Genomic DNA, 26,157 nt, shown 5'->3' with positions numbered 1-26,157 from the left:
TGAGGAAGGCGTACGGCGGACATGGCGCAGCAGGAGACGGACGAGCAGATCAGCGTCGACGACGAAGGTTTCGTCGTGGACACCGAGGACTGTGAGGCGCGCGAGGCGGCACATCGTGAGCGCGGCACCTCCCGTCCGATCACGGTCGTGGGCAACCCGGTGCTGCACAAGGAGTGCAAGGACGTCACCGAGTTCGACGACGAGCTGGGCCGGCTGATCGACGACATGTTCGCGAGCCAGCGGACGGCGGAGGGCGTGGGCCTTGCTGCCAACCAGATCGGCGTCGACCTGAAGGTCTTCGTCTACGACTGCCCGGACGACGACGGTGTGCGGCACGTGGGCGCCGTCTGCAACCCGGTGCTGGAAGAGCTGGCGCCCGAGGACCGGGTCCTGGACGACTCCAACGAGGGCTGCCTCTCCGTCCCGACGGCGTACGCCTCGCTGGCCCGCCCGGACTACGCGGTGGTCCGCGGGCAGGACGCCAAGGGCAACCCGGTCAAGATCCGCGGCAACGGCTACTTCGCCCGCTGCCTCCAGCACGAGACGGACCACCTGTACGGCTACCTGTACATCGACCGGCTCTCCAAGCGGGACCGCAAGGATGCGCTGCGGCAGATGGCGGAGAACACGCCGCGCTACGAGACCGTGCCGAACGACTGAGCATCCGGTTGCCACCGGGCGGGCCCGGTCTCCCTTGCGAGGGCGGCCGGGCCCGCCGTTTCCGTCCCTGGGTGGATCGTCAACTGTCGTTTGTCCGTGTGCAGTTGACGCGCGTCGACCAGTCCGACAAGCTCTCTCACCACATCTCCGTCGTGGTGGGGAGCCCCCTCAGCTCAGACGCACCGCACAACTCCTGCTGGGTCTTGTCATGACCATGGCTTTCGCCTTGGGTGGGGCCGTGGTGACCGCCGGCACCGCACAGGCCGACGGCTGCTACACCTGGACCCGCACACTGTCCCCCGGCGCCACCGGCAATGACGTCGTCCAGCTCCAGATACGGGTGGCCGGCTACCCCGGCTACAACTCCGTGCTCGCCGTCGACGGCTCCTACGGACCGGCCACCACCGCCGCCGTCAAGCGCTTCCAGGCCGCCTACGGCCTCGCCGCCGACGGCATCGCGGGCCCGGCCACCCAGGCCAGGATCTATGAGCTCCAGGACAACGACTGCACCCCGATCCACTTCACGTACGCCGAGCACAACCAGTGCAACACGACCTGGGCGGGTGGTGCCGTCGCGGCGGGCACGGCGAAGGCCAACGCCCTGAGCACCATGTGGAAGCTGGAAGCGCTGCGGCACGCGCTCGGTGACCAGTCGATCCGGATCACCAGCGGCTTCCGCTCCACCTCCTGCAACAGTGCGGTCGGCGGCGCGTCCAACAGCCGTCATCTGTACGGGGACGCGGCCGACCTCGGCGCCGGACCGCACGCCCTGTGCACCCTCGCCAAGGAGGCCCGCAACCACGGCTTCAACGGGATCCTCGGCCCGGGCTACCCGGACCACGGCGACCACGTCCACGTCAACCAGGGCCCCAGCCACTTCTGGTCGGCGCCGAACTGCGGCATCTGACACACGAGGGCCCCGTACGCCGGTCCGTCCGAACCGGCGTACGGGGCCCTTCCGTGCTCCGCGTCAGGCTACTTCGGTCATCGCGCTCGGGCCGCGGAAGGTTCGACGGTATGCATTCGGCGTCGTGCCCAACGATCGTACGAACTGATGGCGCAGCGCGGCGGCATTTCCGAAGCCGGTGCGACCGGCGATGGTGTCCACCGTTTCATCGGATGTCTCCAGCAGATGCTGTGCCAGCAGCACCCGCTGGCGGAGCAGCCAGCGGTACGGAGTGGTACCCGTCTCCTGCTGGAAGCGACGGGCGAAGGTGCGCGGCGACATGTGTGCCTGTACGGCGAGCTGTTCGACGGTCATCTCCTGATCGAGGTGGCGCTCCATCCAGACCAGCGTCTCGCCGACCGTGTCGCACCGGGTGCGGGGCAGCGGCCGCTTGATGTACTGCGCCTGCCCACCGTCCCGGTGCGGCGGCACCACCATGCGGCGGGCGATCGCGTTGGCGACATCGGGGCCGTACGCCTGCCGGACCAGATGCAGACAGGCGTCGATCCCGGCCGCCGTGCCCGCCGATGTGATGACCGGGCCCTCGTCCACGTACAGCACATCGGGTTCGACGACGGCCCGCGGGAAGCGGCGGGCCAGCTCCGAGGCGTGGCGCCAGTGGGTGGTGCAGCGGCGCCCGTCCAGCAGTCCGGCCGCGCCGAGCACATATGCGCCGGAGCAGACGCTCAGCACGCGTGCCCCCCGGCCCACCGCCCGGCGCAGGGCGTCGAGGACCTCTTCGGGGTAGTCCCGCCGGATGAAGTGGCTGCCGGCCGGCACGGCGATGAGATCGGCCTCGTCCAGACGGTCGAGTCCGTGCGGCGTACTGATGGTGAACCCGGCATGGGTCCGCAGCACCGGGCCCTCGGCGGAGACCACGGCGAAATCGTGGACCGGCAGGCCCTCGTCGCTGCGGTCGAGGCCGAAGACCTCGCACAGCACACCCAGTTCGAAGGGGTGGACCTCGTCGAGCAGCAGGGCGGCGACATTCTTCAGCATGGAGCAAGTGTGGCAGTAATTCGATGCTCTATGACAGTCCTGCCACTGCCGCAATCCGTCCGTGCGGACGAGAGTAGAGGCATGAACACATTCCTGAACGTCCTGGCCATAGCTGCACTCATCGCCCTCTTTCTGCTGCCCACCCTCGCCGGGCTCGCCCGGGAGCGCCGCATCGACCGCGAGCTGCGGGAAGCGGAACGGGAACGGGGGGACGCGCCACCGGAAACGGCGGATGCCGCGCAGCCGGTGACGGATGCGCGGCGCCCCTACCTCAGAAGCTGGGCCAGGATCTAGAAGTCGTCGTCGAAGGCGACCGAGCCCTCCACCGCCACCTGGTAGGCGGACGGCCGGCGCTCGAAGAAGTTAGTCAGCTCCTGCACGCCCTGCAGCTCCATGAACGAGAACGGGTTCTCGGAGCCGTAGACGGCCGGGAAGCCCAGCCGGGTGAGCCGCTGGTCGGCCACGCACTCCAGGTACTGGCGCATGGACTCGGTGTTCATGCCCGGCAGCCCGTCGCCGCACAGATCCCGGCCGAACTGCAGCTCCGCGTCGACAGCCTCCTTCAGCATGTCGGCGACCTGCTGCTGGAGCTCGTCGTCGAAGAGGTCCGGCTCCTCCTTGCGGACGGTGTCCACGACCTCGAACGCGAAGTTCATGTGCATCGTCTCGTCACGGAACACCCAGTTGGTGCCCGTGGCGAGACCGTGCAGCAGACCCCGCGAGCGGAACCAGTAGACGTACGCGAACGCGCCGTAGAAGAACAGCCCCTCGATGCACGCCGCGAAGCAGATCAGGTTCAGCAGGAAGCGACGGCGGTCGGCCTTCGTCTCCAGTCGCTCGATCTTCTCGACCGAATCCATCCACTTGAAGCAGAACTGCGCCTTCTCACGGATCGACGGAATCTCCTCGACCGCGTCGAACGCGGCGGCACGGTCGTCCGGATCGGGCAGATACGTGTCGAGCAGCGTCAGATAGAACTGGACGTGCACGGCCTCCTCGAAGAGCTGCCGCGACAGATACAGCCGCGCCTCGGGGGAGTTGATGTGCTTGTACAGCGTCAGCACGAGATTGTTGGAGACGATCGAGTCACCCGTCGCGAAGAACGCGACGAGCCGGCCGATCATGTGCTGCTCGCCGGGGGAAAGCTTGGCGAGGTCGGCGACGTCGGAGTGGAGGTCGACCTCCTCCACCGTCCAGGTGTTCTTGATCGCGTCGCGGTAGCGCTCGTAGAAGTCCGGGTAGCGCATGGGCCGCAGAGTCAGTTCGAAGCCCGGGTCGAGCAGGTTCTTCTCGGAGTTGGTGGAGCTCATTACTGGCAGGCCTCGCAGGACTCGGGGTTTTCGAGGGAGCAGGCGATCGCGTCCGCGTCGGGAGCCTGGGCCTGCTGCACGGGAATGGGGGCGGCGGCCGAGGCCTGGCCGGAGGCCGCACGGGCGATCCGGGTCGCCGGGCGCGAGCGCAGGTAGTACGTCGTCTTCAGCCCCTGCTTCCAGGCGTACGCGTACATCGAGGAGAGCTTGCCGATCGTCGGCGTCTCCATGAACAGGTTCAGCGACTGGCTCTGGTCGAGGAACGGCGTACGGGCCGCTGCCATGTCGATCAGACCGCGCTGCGGGATCTCCCACGCCGTGCGGTACAGCGCCCGTACGTCCTCCGGGATCCAGGCGAAGCCCTGCACGGAACCGCTCGCCTCGCGCAGTGCCTCACGGGTCCGCGCGTCCCACACGCCGAGCTGCTTCAGTTCATCCACCAGATATGCGTTGACCTGGAGGAACTCGCCACTGAGCGTCTCGCGCTTGAAGAGGTTGGAGACCTGCGGCTCGATGCACTCGTACACCCCTGCGATCGAGGCGATCGTCGCCGTCGGCGCGATGGCGAGCAGCAGCGAGTTGCGCATCCCGGTCTTCGCGACCCGGGCGCGCAGCGCGTCCCAGCGCTCCGGCCAGTTCAGCTCGGTGTCGTAGTGGTCGGGGTGCAGCACACCGCGCGCGGCACGCGTCTGGGACCAGGCGGGCAGCGGTCCGGACCGCTCGGCGAGCTCGCAGGACGCCTCGTAGGCGGCGAGCATGATCCGCTCGGAGATCTTTGTGGAGAGCGCGCGGGCCTCGGGGGAGTCGAACGGCAGCCGCAGCTGGAAGAAGACGTCCTGCAGACCCATCGCACCCAGGCCGACGGGGCGCCACTTCGCATTGGACCGGCCGGCCTGCTCGGTCGGGTAGAAGTTGATGTCGACGACCCGGTCCAGGAAGGTCACGGCCGTGCGGACAGTCGCGTCCAGCCGCTCCCAGTCGATGCCACCGTCGGCGACGAACGCACCGAGGTTGACCGAGCCCAGGTTGCAGACGGCCGTCTCGCCGTCATCGGTGACTTCGAGGATCTCGGTGCACAGATTCGACGAGTGGACGACGCGGCCCGGCTCGGCGGTCTGGTTCGCGGTCCGGTTGGAGGCGTCCTTGAACGTCATCCAGCCCTGGCCGGTCTGCGCGAGGGTACGCATCATCCGGCCGTACAGCTCACGGGCCGGCATCGCCTTGCGGGCCAGCCCCTTGGCCTCGGCTGCCCGGTACGCGGCGTCGAACTCGTCGCCCCACAGGTCGACCAGCTCGGGCACATCGGCGGGTGAGAACAGCGACCAGTCGCCGTCCGCGTCGACCCGGCGCATGAACTCGTCCGGGATCCAGTGCGCCAGGTTGAGGTTGTGCGTACGCCGCTGGTCCTCACCCGTGTTGTCGCGCAGCTCCAGGAACTCCTCGATGTCCGCGTGCCATGTCTCCAGGTAGACGGCGGCGGCGCCCTTGCGGCGGCCGCCCTGGTTCACGGCGGCGACCGAGGCGTCGAGCGTCTTCAGGAACGGCACGATGCCGTTGGAGTGCCCGTTGGTGCCGCGGATCAGCGAACCGCGGGCGCGGATGCGGGAGTACGAGAGGCCGATGCCGCCCGCGTGCTTGGAGAGCCGTGCCACCTGGTGATAGCGGTCGTAGATCGAGTCGAGCTCGTCGAGCGGGGAGTCCAGCAGATAGCAGGAGGACATCTGCGGATGCCGGGTGCCGGAGTTGAACAGGGTCGGCGAGGACGGCAGGTAGTCGAGCCGGCTCATCAGCCCGTACAGCGCCGCGACTTCGTCCAGGGCGCGCTTCGAGTCGTCCTCGGCGAGCCCGGCCGCGACGCGCAGCATGAAGTGCTGCGGCGTCTCGATGACCTGGCGGGTGTGCGGGTGACGCAGCAGATAGCGGCTGTACAGCGTCCGCAGCCCGAAGTAACCGAAACGGTCGTCGGCGCCGTCGGTCAGCGAACCCTCCACCAGTGCGTCGAGCGCGGCCGCGTGCAGCGCGACGAACTCGGCGGTGCGGTCCGCGATCAGGCCCTCTCGGTGCCCGACGGCCACCGAGGCGGAGAAGGACACCGCGCCCTGGCCCGCCGCCTCGTCCGCGATGGTGCGGGTCAGCAGCCTGGCCGCGAGCCGGGAGTAGGCGGGGTCCTCGGAGATCAGCCCCGCGGCGGCCTCCGTGGCCAGCGAGCGCAACTCCGCCTCGTCCGACCGGGCGTTACGGCCGCGCAGCGCGGCGGCGGCGACGCGACCGGGGTCGGTGTCGGGCAGATCGACGGTGAGGTCGGTCAGGGTCCGCAGCAGTGCGGTTCCCGGTCCGTCGTGTGCGGTTCCCTCGGACTCGGCCGCTTCGGACACGGCGACTGAAGCCGGATCGGCTGGCGCGATGGTCACGTGGTGCTCTCCCTCGCTCGGCTCGGGGCCGGCGGGGAGCGGGGCAGCCGGGCAGAGGTGGGCCCGCGTCGGGCAGCACTCATCACGGCGTCCACCGGCCCATCCGCGAGGCCCGGACGTCTGGCATCCGGTTCGGTCGAGCCGGATGCGCTGTCGGCAGGCCCTCGGACTTACCTGAGGGTGCGCAAAAGCGCACCGAATACACCGTTGCGGGACAGTTCCGGATTCGCACCGGATTTCCCTGCGGCGACAGCGAGCACGAGCATACATGTGGGGGCCGCTGGATGGGACGGCCCCCACATGTTGTGTCGCGCAACAGAAGTCGAGCCGACGGGACAAGCCGTGAGATCCCCTGCCGGAGCAGACGGACGGCCCGCCACGCCCCGCTGAAGGGGCGCGACGGGCCGTCGTCCGGCCGTGGGAGCGGTCGTCAGTGGCCGCCGCCCGGGGCCCCCGCCGTGGCCGGCGGGAGCTCCGCTTGGACGCTCGGGTCGCCCGCGTCGGCCGTGTAGTCGGCCGGGGAGGTCTCGTCGATCCCGGCGGGTGCCTTCACGGCGTTCAGAACGAAGGTGAGCACCACCGTCACCACCACGTTCAGCACGAACGCGGTCAGGCCGATGTAGCCGATCTCGCCGATGCCCGGGATCTCCTTGGACGACCCGCCGAAGTGCGCCTGGGTCGGGCTGGCGACCCCGTACGCGGCCACCGTCCCGTACACCATGCCGACCGCCCAGCCCGCGAGCAGTGCCCAGCGGTGGAACCAGCGGGTGAACAGGCCGCCGACCAGGGCCGGCATCGTCTGGAGGATCCAGATCCCACCGAGCAGCTGGAAGTTGATCGCGACCGTCTTGTCCATGGTGAGGACGAAGGCGAGCGCGCCGACCTTCACCAGCAGCGACACCAGCTTGGAGACCTTGGTCTCCTGTTCCGGGGTCGCGTCCGGCCTGAGGAAGTCCTTGTAGATGTTGCGGGTGAAGAGGTTCGCCGCGGCGATCGACATGATCGCGGCGGGCACCAGAGCCCCGATTCCGATGGCGGCGAACGCGACCCCCGCGAACCAGTCGGGGAACATGTTCTCGAACAGCTGGGGGATGGCCAACTGCCCGTTGTCCACCTTGATCCCGGCGGCGATCGCCATGAAACCGAGCAGCGCCAGCAGGCCCAGCATCAGCGAGTACAGCGGCAGGATCGTGGTGTTGCGCCGGATCACATTGCGGCTGCGGCTGGAGAGCGTCGCCGTGATCGAGTGCGGATACATGAAGAGCGCCAGCGCCGAGCCCAGCGCCAGTGTGGCGTAACCCCATTGGCCCGCTTCACCCGGCGCGAGCGCGCCGCGCGGTTTGCCGGTTGCCGGGTTGGTCTGGGAGAACGCATCGCCCGCCTTGGCGAAGATGTCGTCGAAGCCGCCGAGCTTGATCGGGATGTAGATGATCGCCACCGCGATGACCAGGTAGATCAGTCCGTCCTTGACGAACGCGATCAGCGCCGGCGCCCGCAGACCGGACGAGTAGGTGTACGCGGCGAGCACTGCGAACGCGATCAGCAGCGGCAGGTCCTTGATGAACCAGTGGGTGTTCTCTCCACCGCCCACGCCCATCACGTCCAGCACGGCCTGGATGCCGACGAGTTGGAGCGCGATGTACGGCATCGTGGCGAGGATGCCCGTGACGGCGACCGCCAGCGAGAGCCCCTTCGAGCCGAAGCGCCCGCGGACGAAGTCCGAGGTGGTCACGTACCCGTGCTTGTGCGAGACCGACCACAGCCGCGGCAGGAAGGTGAAGATCAGCGGGTACACGAGGATCGTGTACGGCACGGCGAAGAAGCCTGCCGCGCCCGCCGCGTAGATCGCCGCGGGAACGGCGACGAAGGTGTACGCGGTGTACAGGTCGCCGCCGAGCAGGAACCAGGTGACCCAGGTGCCGAACGAACGTCCGCCCAGGCCCCATTCGTCGAGGCTGGCGTCGTTCTCGGCCTTCCGCCAGCGCGCCGCCAGGAAGCCCATGACCGTGACGGCCAGGAAGAAGAAGATGAAGACGCCGAGCGCGACGCCGTTCACGCCGTCCTTCATGCCGACGCACCCCCCTTGCGGGCGCGCTGGTCACGCTGCCACAGCTTGTACGCGATCATCGTGAGTGCGGTGGAGATCAGCACCCAGAGCATCTGGTACCAGTAGAAGAACGGAATGCCGATGAAGGTGGGGTCCACCTTCGCATACGAACTCACCCAGAGCATCGCCACGAACGGCGCGATGAGACAGAGGGCGATGACCACCCGCACGGGGGTGACTGTGGGCGGTTTTCCTTCTGGGTCTGCTGGCATGCGGCGACTCCGTCCCCTCGCTGATCACCTGGTGTAATGCGCAGGAAATCTAGGGGAGGCTTCCGGTCACCGTCACCCCCTGTCCGCATTGCGGTCCGGCAACGGTCCCATGTTCGGGCGCGAATGTTCGGAATGTTGTCAAACGTACGACACTTGGTCTGCGCCAAGGTGTGCCAACGGCCCCGTGGAGTGGTGGATTCCACGGGGGCCGAGACGGTTGCGCCCAGGGGTGCGTGGCCGGAATCAGTCGGCCGACGCACCCGGACCTCAGTCCGTCGGCCGCTTCAGGCGCGCCACGAACTTGTACCGGTCGCCCCGATAGACCGAGCGCACCCACTCCACCGGCTCGCCCTGCCCGTCGAGCGAGTGCCGGGACAGCATCAGCATCGGCAGGCCGACATCCGTACCGAGCAGTCCGGCCTCGCGCGGGGTGGCGAGCGAGGTCTCGATGGTCTCCTCGGCCTCGGCCAGCCGGACGTCGTACACCTCCGCCAGGGCGGTGTAGAGCGAGGAGTACTTCACCAGTGAACGGCGCAGCGCCGGAAAGCGTTTGGCCGAAAGGTGCGTGGTCTCGATCGCCATCGGCTCCCCGCTGGCGAGCCGCAGCCGCTCGATCCGCAGCACTCGCCCACCGGTCGTGATGTCGAGCAGCCCGGCGAGCGTGTCGTCCGCCGTGACATAGCCGATGTCCAGCAACTGGGACGTCGGTTCGAGCCCTTGGGCGCGCATGTCCTCGGTGTACGAGGTGAGCTGCAGGGCCTGTGAGACCTTCGGCTTGGCGACGAAGGTGCCCTTGCCCTGGATGCGCTCCAGCCGGCCCTCGACGACCAGTTCCTGGAGTGCCTGGCGCACGGTCGTGCGCGAGGTGTCGAACTCGGCGGCCAGGGTCCGTTCCGGTGGCACGGGGGTGCCCGGCGGCATGGTGTCCGTCATGTCGAGGAGATGTCGCTTCAGCCGGTAGTACTTCGGGACGCGCGCCGTCCGCGTGGCCGCGCCCGTCTCGTTCTCCGTACTGCCCCCGTCGGCACCCATGGCCCGCCTTCCCGACTGCTGCGTTGCTGCCGTCACCGGCTCCTCCGTCTGTCGCGGCTCACATGGTGGCACGGTCCGGTCACGGCTCGTCGCCCTCCCTCAGGTGTCGGTCCTGTAACGGACGCGAGTGCACTTCTTATACACCCTTGACACCCCTAAAGGTCTAGGCCAAGCTCCCGGTGCTGGTCTAAACCATTAAAGACCAGGTCCAGCCCCAGCAGTACTCGTCGAATGTCTTCGCGGTGGGCGGGGTTGCAATATCCCTGAGGAGGGTTTGGCGTGAAGCGCAAGCTCATCGCGGCGGTCGGCGTCGCGGGCATGATGATCGGCCTCGCGGCGTGTGGGTCCGACGACGGCGACAGCAACAGCGGTAAGAAGACCGGCCCGGACAGCTACAAGGGCGAGACGCTCACCGTCTGGACGATGTCCGGATCGAACCCGCCCGGGTGGACCAAGACGGTCACCGATGAGTTCGAGAAGAAGACCAAGGCCAAGCTGAAGATCGAAGTCCAGGACTGGAACGGTATTCAGCAGAAGGTCACCACGGCCCTCTCCGAGTCCAACCCGCCGGACGTCCTGGAGATCGGCAACACCCAGACCCCGGCGTACGCCAAGACCGGTGGCCTCGCCGACCTCGGTGACCTGAAGAAGGAGATCGGCTCCGCCTGGGCCGACGGCATCAACCAGCCCTCCATATACGACGGCAAGCAGTACGCCCTGCCGTGGTACGTGGGCAACCGCGTCGTCATGTACAACAAGAAGGTCTTCAAGGACGCCGGTATCACCGAGACGCCGAAGACCCGTGCCGACCTCTTCAAGGCGTTCGACGCCATCAAGGAGAAGGGCGACGCCGAGCCCGTCTACCTGCCCGGCCAGAACTGGTACTTCTTCGACGGTCTGCTCGTCGGCAAGGACGTCTCGCCGGTCAAGAAGGAGGGCGACAAGTACGTCTCCAACCTGGCGGACCCGAAGGTCGCCGAGGCCATGGACGTGTACAAGCAGTACCAGTCCTACTCCAAGGCTCCCAAGGACAAGGACGAGGCCACCCCGCAGCAGGCCGAAGTCTTCGCCAAGGGCAAGACCGGCGCCATCATCGCCATGGGCTACGAGGCCGGCACCGCCATCAAGGCCAACCCGAAGCTCAAGGACGACATCGGCTTCTTCACCATCCCCGGTGAGACGGCGGACAAGCCCGAGGGCGTCTTCCTCGGCGGCTCCAACCTCGCCGTCGCCGCGGGCAGCAAGAAGCAGGAGCTGGCCAAGGAGTTCCTGAAGATCGCGCTCTCCGAGAAGAACGACGGCGCGCTCATCAAGGAGGCCGGCTGGTCTCCGAAGAACGACGCCATGCAGCAGTACACCGTCGGCCAGCCCGCCGCCGAGGCGGCCGGCCCGGCCGCCGCCAAGTCCGGTGGCACCACCCCGCTGATCCCGGAATGGGCGCCGGTCGAGAACCCGCCGAACCCCATCAAGACCTACATGACGCTGGTCCTGCAGGGCAAGTCGCCCGCCGACGCCGCCAAGCAGGTCGAGGGCGAGCTCAACAAGCGCCTCAGCCAGCAGCAGTAATCGCAGTAACGCGTCCCGCGCCGGGGCGGCGGGTCTCGAACCGCCGTCCCGGTTGTACGCACCGTTCCGTGTAGGGCTTTGTTGGAAGAGATGGCGAGCATGGCAGTGCAAACCGATCCCTCGGATGTGGCCAAGACGGTCGCAGTCCGCGGGCAGGACGGGAAAACACCCGTCGGGCAGCACGGGGGAAGCAAGCGGAAGGTGGGTATCGGCACAGCGCCGTACCTGCTGATGGTTCCCGCGCTTGCGGTGACGGCGATCTTCCTCGGGTATCCCTTGGTCAAGAACGCCATGCTGTCGTTCCAGAACCTCAATATGGGACAGCTGATCCAGCATGTCACCGAGTGGAACGGCTTCGAGAACTACCAGGAGATCCTCACCGGTGAGGACTTCTGGAAAGTCACGCTCCGCACGATCGTGTTCACCGGCGTCAACGTCGTTCTGATCATGATCATCGGCACGCTGGTCGGACTGCTGCTCGCCCGTCTCGGCAAGAAGATGCGCCTCACCCTGATGGTCGGCCTGGTGCTCGCCTGGGCGATGCCGGTCGTGGCCGCGTCCACCGTGTTCCAGTGGCTGTTCGCCTCACGCTTCGGCGTCATCAACTACGCGCTGGACAAGCTCGGCTGGCACTCGATGGCCGACTTCAACTGGACCGGCTCGCAGTTCTCGACCTTCTTCGTGGTCACCCTGATGATCGTCTGGCAGTCGATCCCGTTCGTGGCGATCAACCTGTACGCGGCGACCACCACCATCGCCAAGGAACTGTACGAAGCCGCCTCACTCGACGGCGCCGGCGTCTGGAAGAGCTTCACATCGGTGACGTTCCCGTTCCTGCGGCCCTTCCTCTACGCCACGACCTTCCTCGAGGTCATCTGGGTCTTCAAGGCCTTCCCGCAGATCTTCACCATCAGTGAGGGCGGCCCCAACCGCCTCACCGAGACACTGCCGATCTACGCCTTCGTCGAGGGTGTCGGCAACCAGCACTACGGCATGGGCGCGGCGATCTCCCTGCTGACCATCCTGATCATGCTGGGGCTGACCTCGTACTACCTCCGCATCGTTCTCAAGCAAGAGGAGGACGAGCTGTGAAGCGCTCACTGCTCGGCCGCATCTGGCCCAACGCAACGGCGATCGTCCTCTTCGCCGCACTGGTCTTCCCCGTCTACTGGATGTTCAGTACGGCGTTCAAGCCGACCGGCGACATCATCACCGAGACGCCGGTCTGGTTCCCGACCGACGTCACGTTCGAGCACTTCAAGACGGCGTACCACGCACCGAACTTCCTGGCCCTGGTCAGGAACTCGCTCACCGTCACGCTGCTCGCCGTGGTCTTCTCGCTGGTCATCGCGCTCTTCGCGTCGTTCGCGCTGGCCCGGATGCGGTTCAGGGGTCGTAAGAGCATGATCCTGGTCTTCATGATCGCGCAGATGGCCCCCTGGGAAGTCATGGTCATCGCGATCTACATGCTGGTCCGCGACGCCGACATGCTCAACAGCCTGGTGCCGCTGACGCTCTTCTACATGGTGATGGTGCTTCCCTTCACGATCCTGACGCTGCGCGGCTATGTCGCGGCGGTGCCCAAGGAGTTGGAGGAGTCGGCCATGGTCGACGGCTGCACCCGCCCGCAGGCCTTCATCAAGGTGATCCTGCCGCTGCTCGCCCCCGGCCTGATGGCCACCTCCCTCTTCGGCTTCATCACGGCGTGGAACGAATTCCCGCTGGTTCTGATCCTCAACAAGGACCCCGAGGCCAAGACACTTCCGCTGTGGCTCTCCCAGTTCCAGAGCCAGTTCGGCGACGACTGGGGCGCGACCATGGCGGCGGCCTCGATCTTCGCCATCCCGATCCTCATCCTCTTCGTCTTCCTACAGCGCAAGGCCGTCAGCGGCCTCACCGACGGCGCCGTGAAGGGATAACACCGCTCCATGACCACGCTGATATCCACCACGGACACCATCACGCGCGACGCTCTCGCCGTCCTGCAGCCCGGATTCACCGGCACCACCGCCCCGGACTGGTTGCTGCGCCGGGTCGACGAAGGCCTCGCCTCCGTCGCCCTGTTCGGCCGCAACATCCGGACGTCCGAGCAGGTTGCCTCGCTCACCGCCCAGCTCAGGGCCGAGCGCGACGATCTCCTCGTCGCGATCGACGAGGAGGGCGGTGACGTCACCCGCCTCGAGGTGCGTACCGGCTCCTCCTTCCCCGGCAACCTCGCGCTCGGCCACGTCGACGACGTGGCGCTGACCCGCGCGGTCGCCCAGGAGCTGGGCCGCCGGCTCGCCGAGTGCGGCGTCAACCTCAACTGGGCGCCGTCCGCGGACGTCAACTCCAACCCGGGTAACCCGATCATCGGTGTGCGGTCCTTCGGCGCCGACACCGAGCTCGTGGCCCGGCACACCGCCGCGTACATCGAGGGCCTCCAGACCGCAGGAGTTGCCGCCTGCACCAAGCACTTCCCCGGGCACGGCGACACCGCGATCGACTCGCACCACGCGATGCCGCGCATCGACGTGGACCTGGAAACGCTGTACGCCCGTGAACTGGTGCCCTTCCGGGCGGCCATCGCCGCGGGTTCCAAGTGCGTGATGAGCGCGCACATCCTGTTGCCCGCCCTCGACCCGGACCGCCCCGCGACGGTGAGCCCGCGGATCCTCACCGGTCTGCTGCGCCAGGAGCTGGGCTACGACGGCCTGATCGTCACCGACGCCGTGGAGATGCAGGCCATCGCCGGGACGTACGGCATCGAGCGCGGCTCCGTCCTCGCGATCGCCGCGGGGGCCGACGCCCTGTGCATCGGTGGCGGTCTGGAGGACGACGGCACGGTGCAGCGGCTGCGCGACGCGCTGGTCGCGGCGGTGCGCAGCGGTGAACTCGCCGAGGAGCGGCTCGCGGACGCGGCCGCACGGGTACGTGCGCTCGCGTCCTGGACACGGGGGGCCGAGGGAGCCGGTTCGCAGCCGGGCGCGGCAGTGCGGGAGGGGACCGCGCCCGGCACCGGGATCGGTTCCGGCATCGGCCTGGTCGCGGCCCGCCGCGCGGTGAAGGTGACCGGCTCCGCCGAGCCGCTGACCGACCCCGCCTACGTTGCCGCGTTCACCTCCGCGTCGAACATCGCGGTCGGCGACGAGACCCCGTGGGGCGTCGCCGCGGAGCTGGGCCGGCTGCTGCCGGGCACGGAGACCGACACGTACAGCAGCGAGACCGAGGCACCCGTCGCCGCGGTACTGCGGGCCGCGGGGGAGCGGCGCATCGTCGTGGTCGTCCGCGACGCCCACCGCCATGCCTGGATGGCCGAGACCCTCGACGCCCTGGTGGCGGAGCGACCCGACACGGTTGTGGTCGAAATGGGCGTCCCGCAGGCGGCCCCCAGGGGCGCCCCGCACATCGCCACCCACGGCGCGGCCCGCGTCTGCGGCCTCGCGGCCGCGGAGATCATCGCCGGGGGTTCACAACTGCTGGTCCAGTAGCTTGTTTTGGCGAACATGGGCACGATTGAGTGAACGGTGTTCCGGTCTGTGGGTGTGCCTGACTGGGTGTGTGTGACGCGATCTGGGACGCCGGGTGTGGCGTCAGCAGTCGGGGCCCCCGTATCACCGGAGTGATGGTTCGGGGCCTCCCCGTCGCCTCTGGCCACACCCACATGGCCAGGTCGTAGGGATTCCGCCCACCTGGGACGGACCGCATACGGGATACGCGTCGCCGCCCAGGACGAGAAAGCGGAGGACCGGTGCGCCCAACACCGTTCGGGGTGTGCCGGTGAGAGCAGGACTCACTTCTGCTCACTGCCCAGGAACGGTCGGATCAAGCCCGTCCGGCGATTGAGGACAAGCACGTCCGCAGGACGCGTAACGGCATACGAGAGGGCCGGGACACCCTTGCAAGGGTGCCCCGGCCCTCTCCCCACGTCCGGGACGACTAAAGACCCTGCCACAGCGGCTTCGCCGCATACGTGGCGCGGAAGTAGTCCGCCAGTTTCAGCTTCGACGCGGCAGCCTCGTCCACCACCACCGTCGCATGCGGATGCAACTGCAGCGCCGACGCCGGCACGATCGAGGCCACCGGCCCCTCCACCGTCTGTGCCACGGCGTCCGCCTTGCCCTCGCCGGTGGCGAGCAGGATCGGGTGGCGGGACTCCAGGATGGTGCCGATGCCCTGGGTGATCACGTGGTGCGGCACCTGCGTGATGTCGTTGTCGAAGAAGCGCGCGTTGTCGACCCGGGTCTGCTCGGTGAGCGTCTTGATCCGGGTACGGGAGGCGAGCGAGGAGCACGGTTCGTTGAAGCCGATGTGCCCGTCGGTGCCGATGCCGAGGAGCTGCAGGTCCACCCCGCCAGCCTCGGCGAGCGCCTTGTCATAGGCCTGGCAGGCGGCCAGGACGTCCTCGGCGGAGCCGTCGGGGCCCATGAAGGAGGCCTCGGACAGGCCGAGCGGTTCGACGACCTCGCGCAGCACCACGGAGCGGTAGGACTCGGGGTGGCCCGCGGGCAGCCCGACGTACTCGTCGAGCTGGCAGATGCGGGCGCGCGAGGCGTCCACGGCGCCGGAGCGGACCTTGGCCGCCAGCGCCTGGTAGATGGGCAGCGGGGTAGAGCCGGTGGCAACGCCGAGAAGGGCGTCGGGCTTGCGGCTCAGCAGGGCGCCGATGGCCTCCGCGATCAGTTCGCCGCCTGCCTTGGCGTCCGGGACGATGACAACTTCCACGCGGGGCCTGCCGATCTGAAGAGTTGAATCGTGTGGTATAGACCAATCGTGACCCAATCTAGCAGAAGCCGGTAACGCGGACACGACGGCCGTACCCGTTCCGGCCGCGGCCCGCTGGCGGGTGTCCGGTTCGCCGTGGTCGACTGGGTCGAACGGCGTTCCTGACGCACCGGGACACCCCTGGGAGGCACTCGACATGTCCGCCACGATTTCGGCAGGGGGGAGCGAGCGGCCGGGCCGGATCATGTCCGGCGAGATGGCCGAGCAGCCCGGGGTGCTGCGGCGCATCCTCGACCGGGGCGCCCCGAGGATTCGCGAGGTGGCCGCCGAGATCGCGGCGAAGAAGCCGCGCTTCGTCCTCCTCACCGCCCGCGGTACGTCGGACAACGCCGCGCTCTACGCCAAGTACCTGCTGGAGATCCGGCTCGGGCTGCCCTGCGGTCTCACCTCGATGTCCACCATCACCGCGTACGGCGCCAAGCCGGACCTCAAGGACGTCCTCGTCGTCACCGTCAGCCAGTCCGGTGGCTCGCCCGATCTGGTGGCCTCCGCCAGATCGGCCCGTGACGCCGGCGCGATCACCCTGGCCGTCACCAACAACCCGGACTCGCCGCTCGCCGCCGTATGCGAGCACCACATCGACATCCTGGCGGGCCCGGAGAAGGCCCTCCCGGCAACCAAGACGTACACCGCGTCGCTGCTGTCCCTCTACCTCTTCGTGGAGGGGCTGAGCGGCGGCGACGGGGCGGCCGCCGCGATCCTGCCGGAGCTGGCCGAGGCGATCCTGGCCCGCAGGGACGAGGTCAAGACCCTGGCTTCGCGCTACCGCTTCGCCGAGCGCATGGTCATCACCTCGCGCGGCTACGGCTATCCCACGGCCAAGGAAGCGGCCCTGAAGCTGATGGAAACCAGCTACATCCCGGCCCTCTCCTACTCCGGCGCCGATCTGCTGCACGGCCCGCTCGCCATGGTCGACAACATCTCCCCGGTGATCGCCGTCGTCACGGACGGCCGGGGCGGCCAGGCCCTCCAGTCGGTCCTGGACCGGCTGCGCGGCCGTGGCGCGGATCTGTTCGTGGTCGGCCCGAAGGCCCAGGTGGAGGCAGCGTCCGCGGGTTTCGTGCTGCCGACGGCGGGGGTCGCCGAAGAGGTCCAGCCGATCCTGGAGATCCTGCCGCTGCAGATGCTGGCATACGAGGTGACGATCGCCCGCGGTCAGGACCCGGACGCGCCACGTGCGCTGGCCAAGGTCACCGAGACCCGCTGATCACGGGGCGGGGCACGGGCGACGCCCGTGGAACACCCGCGGGCCGCGGCGCCGGGACGGGACCCTCAGCCCGTCCGGCACCGCAGCCCGGAGTTAAGACCGACCACCACCTGGGGGGCGGCGTCGCCGGGTTGGGCACGCACATCTGCGGCGTTGTCGTCAATCACCAACGCTCCGCGTTGGCTCAATCCTCCGCCTTGCAGCTGCACGCACCCAACCCCGCTCCTTCTCCCACCCCCCAGGCGCCGGGCGGTCTGCTCGGCCGGCGGTGTGCGGTGCCCCCGGCCGGGGAGAGGTGCCTGCGCAGTCAGGGCAGAGAGCGCGGGTACCTCGATCCACTCTCCTGTGCGGGGAGAGTGGAAGTTCTGTCTTGAGCATTGTGGACTAGACCATTCGCCCGTGTCCATCCATCGGACGGCCGCAATTTTCCGGGCCCCCCACCCTTACACGTACGGCCGGGTCGTTCGGTTCGGAGCCATTGCCCATCCGCGGGTACGCTCGCACACGTGCCCTCCATGAACGACCTCGTCCGCCAGCACACAGCCCTCAGTGACACCGACCTGGAGTGGCTGCATCTGCTGGTCTCGGAGTGGCAGCTGCTCTCCGATCTGTCCTTCGCCGACCTCGTGCTGTGGGTTCCCACCCGCGACGGCACCCGCTATGTGTCCGTGGCCCAGATGCGGCCCAACACCGGTCCCACCTCCTACCAGGACGACATGGTCGGCCACTTGGTGCCGCGTGGCCGCCGCCCGCTGCTCGACGCGGCGCTGGACGAGGGCCGGATCGTGCGCGAGGGTGACCCGGAGTGGCGCGAGGAGGTGCCGGTACGGGTCGAGTCGATCCCCGTACGCCGTGAGGGCCGGGTCCTCGGAGTCATCGCCCGCAACACCAACCTCCTGACCGTCCGTACACCGTCCCGGCTGGAGCTCACCTACCTCCAGTCGGCCTCCGACCTGGCCCAGATGATCGCCGCCGGGGCCTTCCCGTTCCCCGGCCAGCAGGTCGACATGGACGCATCGCCGCGCGTCGGCGACGGGCTGATCAGGCTCGACGCCGACGGAGTCGTCCAGTACGCCAGCCCCAACGGTCTCTCCGCGTACCACCGCCTCGGCCTCGCCTCCGACCTGGTCGGCCAGCACCTGGGCGGGATCACCGCCGAACTCGCCCCTTCCCGCGGCCCGGTCGACGAGGCCCTGGTCAAACTCGCCAGCGGATACGCGCCCCGTGAGTTCGAGGTCGAGTGCGCGGGCGGGGTGATCCAGCTCCGGGCGATCCCGCTCAAGCCCAAGGGGGTCAGGATCGGTTCCCTGGTCCTCCTCCGGGACGTCACCGAACTGCGCCGCCGCGAGCGGGAGTTGATCACCAAGGACGCCACCATCCGGGAGATCCACCATCGGGTGAAGAACAACCTCCAGACCGTCGCTGCCCTGTTGAGGCTCCAGGCCCGCCGGATGGACTCCGCCCAGGGCCGCGAGGCGCTCAATGAGGCGGTACGGCGCGTCGGTTCGATCGCCATCGTCCATGAGACGCTGTCCCAGAATCTGGACGAGCGGGTGGAGTTCGACGAGATCGCCGACCGGGTCATCGCGATGGTCGCCGAGATCTCCCCGGGCAAGGTCACCTGTCGCCGTACGGGACGCTTCGGCATTCTCGACGCAGAAGTGGCCACGCCGCTGGCGATGGTGCTCACCGAGGTCCTGCAGAACGCCCTGGAGCACGCCTTCACCCTCGCCGAGTCCGGCACGGTGGAGGTGTCGGCGGTACGCGGCGGTTCCTCCGCCGGGACGCGGCTGCTGATCACGATCCAGGACGACGGCTGCGGACTGCCCGAGGGTTTCGACCCGCAGCGCGCCGGCAACCTGGGGCTGCAGATCGTGAGGACGCTGGTGGAGGGCGAGTTGAGCGGCACCTTCGGCATGGTCCCGGCCCCGGACCGCGGCACCCGGGTCGTCCTCGACATCCCGGTCCGCGCCGAGAAGTAGCCCCGGCGGCCGGCAAGGTACGAACACAGCAGTGAGCCCGGACCGTTGATCACGGTCCGGGCTCACTGTTCATGCATGCGCTTCGGGGGTACTGCGCGCTGCGACTCGGGGGGCGGGGTTGTGCGTACGCTCTGTACGCGCCGCCTGGCTGAGGCTCGTAGCGGTGGCGTCGGATCAGGCGCTGGCGTTACGCGCCCGGTTGCGAGCGGCACGGCGCTTCATCGCGCGGCGCTCGTCCTCGCTGAGGCCACCCCAGACGCCGGAGTCCTGGCCGGACTCGAGCGCCCACTGCAGGCACTGCTCCATGACGGGGCAGCGACGGCAGACGGCCTTGGCTTCCTCGATCTGCAGCAGCGCAGGACCGGTGTTGCCGATGGGGAAGAACAGCTCGGGGTCTTCCTCACGACAAACGGCGTTGTGACGCCAGTCCATGGCTGCTACCTCTCCTTGGTATTACATACTGGTGCTTGTGAATGTGAACGCTTTCACGAATCCCCCCGCAGGTGACGGGCCGACGCCCAGATGAACTGGTTGTGGTCCTGTGAAGTGAGGAGGGGTTCTGGCTCTCAGTGGAGGCCGTTGTTGCGGGCCGTCCCGATCGCCATGTAGAGATTCGCAAACCTCAGCTGCGGATACAACCCCTTCTGGAAACTTTTTTTTGATTCCTCGGTGTCGACTAGGTCACAGCCGTACTTCTATGGGGTGGAGCCCAGCCCAAACGTTCGAGTTAAAGGACTTTGGTCCCTTCCACTCACACAATCACACGCAGTGCACGGCGTACGCCTGTGAACGTCACACTGGTGCGCACTCCCAGATGGTCGCCGTCCATCTGGAAGGGCAGCGGCACCTTTGAATGCAAGGTGAAGTCCGTGAGGTCATGCAGTGAAACGGCGTGCTTACCGGACGGGCCCTTCTCCGGGCTCGAAGTGAGCAGCTGGGTGCCGTAGCGGGCGACCGCCGGGGTGGAGAGCCGCTTCAGTCCGAGCACGTCCAGGCCGGTGTCGAAGGTGGCCTTCGGGGAGGCGTACATGGGGCGATTCCCCAGGTACGTCCACGGAGCCGTGTTGGAAATTATGGACAGCGCGAGGTCGGTGACCGGTTCCTGTCCGGGCGTATCCAGCGTGATCGCCCCGTGCCGCCGGTGCGGCTCCTCCAGGAATTGCCGGACCACCTGGCGTACATACAGTGCATGCGTCGAGCGCTTGCCGCGTTCGCGCTGCTGTTCGACCCGGCCGACCACGCCCGCGTCGAATCCGAGCCCGGCGCAGAAAGTGAACCAGCGCTCCGGAACCGACTCGTCCTCGGTGCCCGGAGTGCCGGCCGCCAGTCCGAGACCGACCGTGCGTTCGGTGCGGTTGGCGAGCGCGTCCAGGATCGCGCCGGTCGCCTCCACCGCATCGTTGGGCAGGCCCAGGGCGCGCGCGAAAACATTGGTGGAGCCACCGGGAACCACCGCGAGACTCGGCAGGTTGTCCAGGTCGGGGCCATTGTGGAGCAGACCGTTGACGACCTCGTTGACCGTGCCGTCGCCGCCCAGGGCGACCACCAGGTCGATCTCTCCGGAGTCCGCGGCCTGCCGCCCCAGGTCCCGGGCGTGGCCCCGGTACTCCGTGGTCACGGCCTCCAGCTTCATCTCGCTGGCCAGCGCGTGGATGAGCACATCACGCGTCCGCGCACTGGTGGTGGTAGCAGCTGGATTGACCACAAGGAGTGCGCGCATGACGGCCAGACTACCTACCGCGTGGTATCGCTCTGAAGTCCTGCCCCATGACCTTCACTCTCGGTGACGACTCGGGGGCGCTCGGACGGGGCCGTCCGTTTCCCGTACGGTTCCCGACCCCGGCTTCGCTTTCGCAGGGCCGGGATGTCAACCTGCAAGGGTGAGTACTCAGCAGAACACGCCCTCCTCGTCGCCTTCGCCGTCGGCCGGACCGGCGAAGCCGAGCAGGATCACTCTCGTGGCCGGACTCACCGCCCTGGAAGGGGCGGCGCTCGTCGGCGGCGGGATCTACATGCTGGTGATGGGGCTGCTCGGGCACCCCGAGAGCCCGCAGCAGGCGGAGATGGGCGGCCTCACGCTGATCGCGCTCGGCCTGATCCCGCTGTTCGCCGCGCGTGGTCTGCTGCGGCGGCGCAGCTGGAGCCGCGGCCCCGCGCTCATCACGCAGATCATCGCGCTTCCGGTGGCCTGGACGCTGCTGAGGTCCCACGGCGCACTGATCCCGGCCGGGATCGTCCTCGCCGCGGTGGTCCTGACGGCGCTCTACCAGCTGGTCAGGCCGACGACGGTCGAGGCACTCGGCATCCGCCGACCGGGCACCACGCCGGACGCCTGAGCCGGATGCCCGGTGTCCGGGCCGGGCGAGGCGGCCTTCGGGTGCCGGCGACTCCCCGGGGCGCAGGCGCTGCACGCGCGAGCCGACTGCCCCGCGCGGGCACGGCCGTTTCCGCCGGCCCCCTGCGCCCGGACCGGCCCTTCGCGCTACTCCTCGACGAGCAGCCGCTCGCGCAGCTGCGCCAGTGTGCGGGCCAGCAGCCGCGAGACGTGCATCTGCGAGATGCCGACCTCCTGCGCGATCTGCGACTGGGTCATGTTGCCGAAGAAGCGCAGCAGCAGAATCCGCTTCTCGCGCGGCGGCAGGTCCTCCAGCAGAGGCTTGAGCGACTCCCGGTACTCGACGCCCTCCAGCGCCTCGTCCTCGGAGCCCAGCGTGTCCGCGACCGCCGGGGACTCGTCGTCCGTGTCCGGCACGTCCAGCGAGAGCGTGCTGTACGCATTGGCCGATTCCAGGCCCTCCAGGACCTCTTCCTCGGAGATGCCCAGCCGCTCCGCCAGCTCGTGCACCGTCGGCGAGCGGCCGTGCTGCTGGGAGAGTTCGGCCGTGGCCGTGGTGAGCGAGAGCCGCAGCTCCTGGAGCCGGCGCGGCACCCGGACCGCCCAGCCCTTGTCACGGAAGTGGCGCTTGATCTCGCCGACGACCGTGGGGGTCGCGTACGTCGAGAACTCGACGCCGCGGTCCGGGTCGAACCGGTCCACCGACTTGATCAGGCCGATCGTGGCGACCTGGGTCAGATCATCCAGCGGCTCGCCGCGATTGCGGAACCGGCGGGCCAGATGCTCCACGAGCGGCAGATGCATCCGCACCAGCTGATTGCGCAGCTCCGCCTTCTCGGCCGACCCGTCGGGAAGCTTGCGCAGTTCGATGAACAGCGCCCGCGCCCCGCTGCGGTCGTGTGGATCGTGGTGCCTGTGCTCGCTCATCTGGCCTGCCTGCTCCGCCTGCGACTGCTCCACCGCGACCGTACGGCCCGCAGGCCCGCCCGCCCCGTCCACCGGATGGGGCAGGGCCTGCTGTTCCGGGATGCCTGCTGCGCGCACCACCCCTGGTCGGATCGTCTCGTCCCGCACAGGACCGTCCCCGTTCCCGTTGCTCACGCCGGCCCGGGTCCCGCGCCGCGCTGTTTGTAGAGGCTGATGCTGACAGTACGGTCGTCGGCGACCGAGGAGTCGACCTTTCCGGCCAGTGCGGAGAGCACCGTCCATGCGAAGGTGTCTCGCTCCGGCGCCCGGCCGTCCGTCGTCGGGGCCGACACCGTCACCTCGAGAGAATCCTCGATGAGCCGGAAGACGCAGCTGAGGACTGAGCCCGGCACGGCCTGCTGAAGCAGGATCGCGCAGGCCTCGTCGACCGCGATGCGAAGATCCTCGATCTCGTCGAGAGTGAAGTCCAAGCGCGCTGCGAGACCGGCCGTTGCCGTACGCAGCACCGACAGGTAGGCACCCGCAGCGGGCAGCCGGACCTCTACGAAGTCCTGATTCCCGGGCTCGCCTGCGATCTGGGACACCCTCACCTCCAAGGTGGCACAAACTCTTTCGAGGATCCGGGAAGGGTGCCCCGGAGCCATGCGGTACGTCTTCGGTCTGGTCCGGCGACGCTATCGCGATCCATGATGCCGTGTCGCCGGACCCCCAGCCCATGGCTGTCACTCATGGTAAGCCCATGAGTACACACGGTGGGTAGAGGTCTGCGACGGTCAATTGCGAACAACCGGCGCCGGTTTGACGTACCCAGGCGTCAGACGATCGAACCGTCCTCGAAGCACCAGCGCCAGCTTTCGCCCGCCTCGAAGCTCCGCATCACCGGATGACCGGTCTCCTTGAAGTGGGCGGTGGCGTGCTGCAGCGGCGACGAATCGCAGCAGCCGACATGACCGCAGAGCAGACAGAGCCGTAGCTGCACCGGGTGGGTGCCCGCCTCGAGGCACCCGAGGCAGGTCTCGCTGCGCGGGGCCGGCTCGGGGCGCGGCAGTTCGGACACGTGCGCGCAATCACTCATGATTGTCAGGTTACGACGGATGCGAGGACCGTGAAATGGACGCATTGCCGCTGGTGGCATTGGTCGCGGCCAGTGCGGCCGTGGCGGGGGCCGCCCGCCGCACCCCGGTGCCGGCCCCCCTGCTGCTGGTCACGGTGGGGCTGATCGCCTCGTATCTGCCCGGGGTGCCGACGTACACCCTGGACGCGCACATCGTGCTGCCGCTGCTGCTGCCGCCGTTGCTCTATACGGCGGCCGTCGACAGCTCGTACCTCGACCTGCGGGCCAATCTCCGGCCGGTCGCGCTGCTCTCCGTCGGTTACGTCCTGTTCGCGACCGTCGCGGTCGGCTGGCTGGCGTACCGCCTCGTGCCGGACCTGCCACTCACCGCCGCGCTGGTGCTCGGCGCGGTCGTCGCCCCGCCGGACGCCGTCACGGCCGCCGCGATCGCCCGCCGGGTCGGGCTGCCCGGCCGGGTCACGACGATCCTGCAGGGTGAGTCCCTGGTGAACGATGCCACCGCGATCACCGCCTACAAGGTGGCGCTCGCCGCCGCCGTCGGCGAGGGTATGAGCTGGGGTGCCGGGATCGGCGAATTTCTCCTCGCCGCGGTCGGCGGCGTCGTGGTCGGCCTGGCGCTGATGGTGCCGCTGCACTGGCTCCGTACGCACCTCAAGGAAGCCCTGCTGCAGAACACGCTGTCGCTGCTGATCCCCTTCGTGGCGTACGCGGCGGCCGAACGCGTACACGCCTCCGGAGTGCTCGCCGTGGTCGTCGTCGCGCTCTATCTGGGCCACCGCTCCTGGCAGGTCGACTTCGCGACCCGGCTCCAGGAGGCGGCCGTCTGGAAGATGGTCGCGTTCATCCTGGAGTCCGCGGTCTTCGCGCTGATCGGGCTCCAGCTGCCCTTCGTGCTGAAGGGGCTCGGCGCGTACGCGGTGGCAGATGCCCTCTGGTACGCGGTGGCCGTGTTCCTCGCCGTCGTCGTGGTCCGCTTCATCTGGGTCTACCCGGCGACGTATCTGCCCAGGTGGCTGTCGAAACGGATCAGGGAGCGCGAGACCGAGACCAACTGGACGGGGCCGCTGATCGTCGGCTGGGCCGGGATGCGCGGAGTCGTCTCGCTCGCCATCGCCTTCTCCATCCCCCTGCTCACGACCGACGGGCATGCCTTCCCGGCCCGCAATCTGGTGTTGTTCCTGACCTTCACCACCGTCATCGGCACCCTCGTCGTGCAGGGGCTCAGCCTGCCGCTGCTGGTGCGCGTCCTGAAGCTTCCGGGGCGCGATGCGACGGCGGAGACCCTGGCCGAGGCGCAGGCGCAGAGCGAGGCGTCCACGGCCGCCGAGGCGCGCCTGGAGGAGCTGCTCACCGACCGGCGCAACTGGCTGCCGGGACCGCTCACCGACCGGCTGCGCACCGTCCTGGAGCGCCGCCGCAACGCGGTGTGGGAGCGACTGGGTGCGGCCAATCCGGTGACCGGGGAGTCGGCAGACGACACGTACCGGCGCCTGGCCAGGGAAATGATCGAAGCCGAGCGCGAGGTCTTCGTACGGCTGCGGGACGAGCGGCAGATCGACGACGAGATGCTCCGCACGCTGCTCAGACGGCTCGACCTGGAGGAGGCGGCGGCCTACCGGGAGGAGTCGGAAGCGCCTTAGGCCGGGTGGGATGCACCTACGGCCGGCCCGTGACGACGGCCGCGACCGTGGTTCCCGCGGGGAACACGCCCTCCTCGGCCAGAGCGGTGAGTGCGTACAGCAGCTTGGCGACATAGAGGCGCTCGACGGGCAGCCCGTGCCGCTGCTCGAAGTCGTCCGCGAAGGCGTGCAGCTGCGGGGTCGTACGGGCGTAGCCGCCGAAGTGGAAGCGTTCGTCCAGGGACCACGACCCGGCGGGCCCGCCGAACGCCTCCTGCTGCAGTTCCCGTACCGCGTCGCCGAGGAAGCCGCCGCGCAGCACCGGGATGCCGAGGGCGCGCTGCCCCGGTGCGAGGCCGGCGGCCAGTCCGGCGAGGGTGCCGCCGGTGCCGCAGGCGACCGCGGCCACATCGGCCCGGCCGCGCAGCTCGCGGCCCAGCTCCGTACAGCCCTGTGCGGCCAGGGCGTTGCTGCCGCCCTCCGGGATGACGCAGCACTCCCCGAAGGCGCTCAGCAGCCCCGCCAGGACGTCTGGATCGGCCTTCGCGCGGTACGTCGTACGGTCCACGAAATGCAGGGTCATTCCGTCGGCGGCGCAGCGGGCGAGCGAGGGGTTGAGGGGACGGCCGGCCAGTTCGTCACCGCGTACGACCCCGATGGTGGGGAAGCCGAGCAGCCGCCCGGCGGCGGCGGTGGCCCGCAGATGGTTGGAGTACGCGCCGCCGAAGGTCAGCACGGTGCGCCCCGCGGCGGCCCGCAGGTTGGGGGAGAGTTTGCGCCATTTGTTGCCCGGAGGGTACAGCTCCACTGGTCCAAGCGCAGCCGTATCCCAGTCCAGCGTGGTGTGAATGAGATCGTCCCGCTTGAGCAGCAGCCGAACGCCCTGGCGGGCGAATCGGTCGTCGTGGACTTCTTCCAGGGGGGAGGGCGGCCGGGGCTGGAGTGCAAGGGCGAGATTTACGGGCTGGCTCACCCTGTCATTGTCGCTCTGACCGTTGGCCGCGC

The 26,157-nt window shown here is 68.6% G+C and carries 24 protein-coding genes and 1 riboswitch; of the genes, 11 read left to right on the top strand and 13 right to left on the bottom strand.

Going from position 1 to position 26,157, the window contains the following annotated elements; genetic code table 11:
- The first annotated feature begins 21 nt into the window (after positions 1-21).
- Both def and NRF20_RS15940 read left to right on the top strand, forming a co-directional pair.
- Complete coding sequence (def, locus tag NRF20_RS15945; RefSeq protein ID WP_114246551.1) at positions 22-660, top strand: peptide deformylase; 639 nt, start codon at positions 22-24, stop codon at positions 658-660.
- Between the two features lie 214 nt (positions 661-874).
- Positions 875-1,567, top strand: coding sequence for a D-Ala-D-Ala carboxypeptidase family metallohydrolase (locus NRF20_RS15940; RefSeq protein ID WP_413752778.1), 693 nt, complete (start codon positions 875-877; stop codon positions 1,565-1,567).
- Between the two features lie 63 nt (positions 1,568-1,630).
- On the opposite strand, the gene NRF20_RS15935 is transcribed toward NRF20_RS15940, so the two are convergent.
- Positions 1,631-2,605, bottom strand: coding sequence for a GlxA family transcriptional regulator (locus tag NRF20_RS15935; RefSeq protein WP_398631162.1), 975 nt, complete (start codon positions 2,603-2,605; stop codon positions 1,631-1,633).
- A gap of 81 nt (positions 2,606-2,686) precedes the next feature.
- Here NRF20_RS15935 and NRF20_RS15930 point away from each other — a divergent pair, with 81 nt between their 5' ends.
- Positions 2,687-2,899, top strand: a complete 213-nt coding sequence (locus NRF20_RS15930; protein ID WP_398631161.1) for a hypothetical protein — start codon at positions 2,687-2,689, stop codon at positions 2,897-2,899.
- Here NRF20_RS15930 and NRF20_RS15925 read toward each other — a convergent pair.
- The 5 genes from NRF20_RS15925 to NRF20_RS15905 all read right to left on the bottom strand — a co-directional run bounded on the left by NRF20_RS15925 (position 2,896) and on the right by NRF20_RS15905 (position 9,677).
- Positions 2,896-3,915, bottom strand: a complete 1,020-nt coding sequence (locus NRF20_RS15925) for a ribonucleotide-diphosphate reductase subunit beta (RefSeq protein WP_398631160.1) — start codon at positions 3,913-3,915, stop codon at positions 2,896-2,898. The two genes, NRF20_RS15930 and NRF20_RS15925, sit on opposite strands and share 4 nt — an antisense overlap.
- Positions 3,915-6,326, bottom strand: coding sequence for a ribonucleoside-diphosphate reductase subunit alpha (locus NRF20_RS15920; protein ID WP_398631159.1), 2,412 nt, complete (start codon positions 6,324-6,326; stop codon positions 3,915-3,917). Before NRF20_RS15920 ends, NRF20_RS15925 begins: the two co-directional genes overlap by 1 nt.
- Before the next feature lie 137 nt (positions 6,327-6,463).
- Positions 6,464-6,605: riboswitch (cobalamin riboswitch) on the bottom strand.
- Positions 6,606-6,756: 151 nt separating this feature from the next.
- Positions 6,757-8,394 (bottom strand): monocarboxylate uptake permease MctP, encoded by a 1,638-nt coding sequence (gene mctP, locus NRF20_RS15915; protein WP_398631158.1) that lies wholly within the window; start codon positions 8,392-8,394, stop codon positions 6,757-6,759.
- Complete coding sequence (locus NRF20_RS15910) at positions 8,391-8,645, bottom strand: DUF3311 domain-containing protein (RefSeq protein ID WP_266358086.1); 255 nt, start codon at positions 8,643-8,645, stop codon at positions 8,391-8,393. Before NRF20_RS15910 ends, mctP begins: the two co-directional genes overlap by 4 nt.
- Before the next feature lie 267 nt (positions 8,646-8,912).
- A complete protein-coding gene (locus tag NRF20_RS15905; RefSeq protein WP_266365254.1) occupies positions 8,913-9,677 on the bottom strand; it encodes a GntR family transcriptional regulator in 765 nt (254 codons plus the stop codon).
- A 279-nt stretch (positions 9,678-9,956) separates the two neighbouring features.
- On the opposite strand from NRF20_RS15905, the gene NRF20_RS15900 reads away from it, so the two are divergent.
- From NRF20_RS15900 to NRF20_RS15885, 4 genes are all read left to right on the top strand, one after another.
- On the top strand, positions 9,957-11,243 hold the full coding sequence (locus tag NRF20_RS15900; RefSeq protein WP_398631157.1) for an extracellular solute-binding protein: 1,287 nt from the start codon (positions 9,957-9,959) through the stop codon (positions 11,241-11,243).
- Between the two features lie 99 nt (positions 11,244-11,342).
- The gene (locus tag NRF20_RS15895; RefSeq protein WP_114246561.1) at positions 11,343-12,335 is read left to right on the top strand and encodes a carbohydrate ABC transporter permease; all 993 of its coding nucleotides are present in this window, start codon (positions 11,343-11,345) and stop codon (positions 12,333-12,335) included.
- Positions 12,332-13,162, top strand: coding sequence for a carbohydrate ABC transporter permease (locus tag NRF20_RS15890; protein WP_398631156.1), 831 nt, complete (start codon positions 12,332-12,334; stop codon positions 13,160-13,162). Before NRF20_RS15895 ends, NRF20_RS15890 begins: the two co-directional genes overlap by 4 nt.
- A 9-nt stretch (positions 13,163-13,171) precedes the next feature.
- The gene (locus NRF20_RS15885; RefSeq protein ID WP_398631155.1) at positions 13,172-14,713 is read left to right on the top strand and encodes a glycoside hydrolase family 3 protein; all 1,542 of its coding nucleotides are present in this window, start codon (positions 13,172-13,174) and stop codon (positions 14,711-14,713) included.
- Positions 14,714-15,161: 448 nt separating this feature from the next.
- Here the strand turns inward: NRF20_RS15885 and nagB are convergent, their stop codons facing one another.
- A complete protein-coding gene (gene nagB, locus NRF20_RS15880) occupies positions 15,162-15,947 on the bottom strand; it encodes a glucosamine-6-phosphate deaminase (protein ID WP_393694751.1) in 786 nt (261 codons plus the stop codon).
- A 196-nt stretch (positions 15,948-16,143) separates the two neighbouring features.
- Between nagB and NRF20_RS15875 the strand changes: the two genes are divergently transcribed.
- On the top strand, positions 16,144-17,214 hold the full coding sequence (locus tag NRF20_RS15875) for an SIS domain-containing protein (protein ID WP_413752777.1): 1,071 nt from the start codon (positions 16,144-16,146) through the stop codon (positions 17,212-17,214).
- Between the two features lie 515 nt (positions 17,215-17,729).
- On the top strand, positions 17,730-19,196 hold the full coding sequence (locus tag NRF20_RS15870; RefSeq protein ID WP_398631208.1) for a histidine kinase N-terminal domain-containing protein: 1,467 nt from the start codon (positions 17,730-17,732) through the stop codon (positions 19,194-19,196).
- Positions 19,197-19,370: 174 nt separating this feature from the next.
- Here NRF20_RS15870 and NRF20_RS15865 read toward each other — a convergent pair whose 3' ends face one another.
- Positions 19,371-19,628: a WhiB family transcriptional regulator gene (locus tag NRF20_RS15865; RefSeq protein ID WP_003953983.1), complete on the bottom strand. Its 258-nt coding sequence runs from the start codon at positions 19,626-19,628 to the stop codon at positions 19,371-19,373.
- A 319-nt stretch (positions 19,629-19,947) separates the two neighbouring features.
- On the bottom strand, positions 19,948-20,916 hold the full coding sequence (locus tag NRF20_RS15860) for a diacylglycerol/lipid kinase family protein (RefSeq protein WP_398631153.1): 969 nt from the start codon (positions 20,914-20,916) through the stop codon (positions 19,948-19,950).
- Positions 20,917-21,154: 238 nt separating this feature from the next.
- On the opposite strand from NRF20_RS15860, the gene NRF20_RS15855 reads away from it, so the two are divergent.
- Complete coding sequence (locus tag NRF20_RS15855) at positions 21,155-21,532, top strand: hypothetical protein (RefSeq protein ID WP_266365251.1); 378 nt, start codon at positions 21,155-21,157, stop codon at positions 21,530-21,532.
- Positions 21,533-21,678: 146 nt separating this feature from the next.
- Here NRF20_RS15855 and NRF20_RS15850 read toward each other — a convergent pair whose 3' ends face one another.
- From NRF20_RS15850 to NRF20_RS15840, 3 genes are all read right to left on the bottom strand, one after another.
- Positions 21,679-22,632: an RNA polymerase sigma factor SigF gene (locus tag NRF20_RS15850; RefSeq protein WP_398631152.1), complete on the bottom strand. Its 954-nt coding sequence runs from the start codon at positions 22,630-22,632 to the stop codon at positions 21,679-21,681.
- A complete protein-coding gene (locus NRF20_RS15845) occupies positions 22,629-23,042 on the bottom strand; it encodes an anti-sigma regulatory factor (RefSeq protein WP_073781878.1) in 414 nt (137 codons plus the stop codon). Before NRF20_RS15845 ends, NRF20_RS15850 begins: the two co-directional genes overlap by 4 nt.
- Before the next feature lie 230 nt (positions 23,043-23,272).
- Positions 23,273-23,533, bottom strand: coding sequence for a UBP-type zinc finger domain-containing protein (locus NRF20_RS15840; RefSeq protein ID WP_266358079.1), 261 nt, complete (start codon positions 23,531-23,533; stop codon positions 23,273-23,275).
- A gap of 35 nt (positions 23,534-23,568) precedes the next feature.
- Here NRF20_RS15840 and NRF20_RS15835 point away from each other — a divergent pair, with 35 nt between their 5' ends.
- Positions 23,569-25,173 (top strand): Na+/H+ antiporter, encoded by a 1,605-nt coding sequence (locus NRF20_RS15835; RefSeq protein ID WP_398631151.1) that lies wholly within the window; start codon positions 23,569-23,571, stop codon positions 25,171-25,173.
- Positions 25,174-25,189: 16 nt separating this feature from the next.
- Here NRF20_RS15835 and NRF20_RS15830 read toward each other — a convergent pair whose 3' ends face one another.
- On the bottom strand, positions 25,190-26,125 hold the full coding sequence (locus NRF20_RS15830) for a 1-aminocyclopropane-1-carboxylate deaminase/D-cysteine desulfhydrase (RefSeq protein ID WP_398631150.1): 936 nt from the start codon (positions 26,123-26,125) through the stop codon (positions 25,190-25,192).
- Positions 26,126-26,157 lie beyond the last annotated feature (32 nt).

The sequence above is a fragment of the Streptomyces sp. R-74717 genome, from assembly GCF_047305335.1.
Classification (GTDB): domain Bacteria; phylum Actinomycetota; class Actinomycetes; order Streptomycetales; family Streptomycetaceae; genus Streptomyces; species Streptomyces atratus.
This window is presented reverse-complemented; position numbering and strand designations above follow the sequence as displayed.

Bases quoted from the DNA above. Each gene is read 5' to 3' on its own strand.
- NRF20_RS15935 (WP_398631162.1), bottom strand. From the start codon at position 2,605: ATGCTGAAGAATGTCGCCGCCCTGCTGCTCGACGAGGTCCACCCCTTC.
- NRF20_RS15870 (WP_398631208.1), top strand. From the start codon at position 17,730: ATGAACGACCTCGTCCGCCAGCACACAGCCCTCAGTGACACCGACCTG.
- NRF20_RS15910 (WP_266358086.1), bottom strand. From the start codon at position 8,645: ATGCCAGCAGACCCAGAAGGAAAACCGCCCACAGTCACCCCCGTGCGG.
- NRF20_RS15840 (WP_266358079.1), bottom strand. From the start codon at position 23,533: ATGAGTGATTGCGCGCACGTGTCCGAACTGCCGCGCCCCGAGCCGGCC.
- NRF20_RS15860 (WP_398631153.1), bottom strand. From the start codon at position 20,916: ATGCGCGCACTCCTTGTGGTCAATCCAGCTGCTACCACCACCAGTGCG.
- NRF20_RS15885 (WP_398631155.1), top strand. From the start codon at position 13,172: ATGACCACGCTGATATCCACCACGGACACCATCACGCGCGACGCTCTC.
- NRF20_RS15930 (WP_398631161.1), top strand. From the start codon at position 2,687: ATGAACACATTCCTGAACGTCCTGGCCATAGCTGCACTCATCGCCCTC.
- NRF20_RS15895 (WP_114246561.1), top strand. From the start codon at position 11,343: ATGGCAGTGCAAACCGATCCCTCGGATGTGGCCAAGACGGTCGCAGTC.
- NRF20_RS15940 (WP_413752778.1), top strand. From the start codon at position 875: ATGGCTTTCGCCTTGGGTGGGGCCGTGGTGACCGCCGGCACCGCACAG.
- mctP (WP_398631158.1), bottom strand. From the start codon at position 8,394: ATGAAGGACGGCGTGAACGGCGTCGCGCTCGGCGTCTTCATCTTCTTC.
- NRF20_RS15875 (WP_413752777.1), top strand. From the start codon at position 16,144: ATGTCCGCCACGATTTCGGCAGGGGGGAGCGAGCGGCCGGGCCGGATC.
- NRF20_RS15905 (WP_266365254.1), bottom strand. From the start codon at position 9,677: ATGGGTGCCGACGGGGGCAGTACGGAGAACGAGACGGGCGCGGCCACG.
- NRF20_RS15865 (WP_003953983.1), bottom strand. From the start codon at position 19,628: ATGGACTGGCGTCACAACGCCGTTTGTCGTGAGGAAGACCCCGAGCTG.
- def (WP_114246551.1), top strand. From the start codon at position 22: ATGGCGCAGCAGGAGACGGACGAGCAGATCAGCGTCGACGACGAAGGT.
- NRF20_RS15835 (WP_398631151.1), top strand. From the start codon at position 23,569: ATGGACGCATTGCCGCTGGTGGCATTGGTCGCGGCCAGTGCGGCCGTG.
- NRF20_RS15925 (WP_398631160.1), bottom strand. From the start codon at position 3,915: ATGAGCTCCACCAACTCCGAGAAGAACCTGCTCGACCCGGGCTTCGAA.